This is a genomic window from Streptomyces sp. DH12 (genome assembly GCF_020873895.1).
Lineage (GTDB): Bacteria > Actinomycetota > Actinomycetes > Streptomycetales > Streptomycetaceae > Streptomyces.
Window position 1 is genome coordinate 1 of the sequence record NZ_JAHWGT010001041.1, and the last position, 455, is coordinate 455.

A 455-nucleotide genomic window follows, 5' to 3' on the forward strand; every position below is an offset into this window, starting at 1 on the left:
GCCTGCTGCGGATCGGCATGGCGGGGTCTCCTCTACGGGTGGGGGCACCATGATCGGGACATGCCAAAACGGGGAGATGAATCTGAACAGACGTGCTTTCAGATTGAACTTACTGAAAAGTAAGGACGGTCGGGGGTTCTCCACAAGACCGCGGACACGACAAAATCGCCGGACGCGGGGAAAGGAGAACCGGTGGCGGGCAGACTGAGCGCACCGAGCGGCCGGTACGCCGGGAAGTCCGCCGAGGAGCGGAAGGCCGAACGGCGCCGGCGCTTCCTCGACGCGGCCCTCGAACTCTTCGGCGCCGGACCCGGCTACCGGTCCACCACCGTCGCCGCCCTCAGCGAGGCCGCCGGGCTGTCCACCCGCCAGTTCTACGAGGAGTTCCGCACCCTGGAGGACGTCCTCGCCGCGCTGCACCTCCAGGTCAACGACTGGGCCGAGGGGGCGGTGGT

At 67.5% G+C, this 455-nt stretch carries 1 protein-coding gene; it reads left to right on the forward strand.

Annotated features, from left to right (window positions below; genetic code table 11):
• Nucleotides 1-192: 192 nt before the first annotated feature.
• On the forward strand, nt 193-455 hold a 263-nt coding region (locus tag LPA54_RS38400), incomplete at its 3' end, for a helix-turn-helix domain-containing protein (protein WP_228985006.1).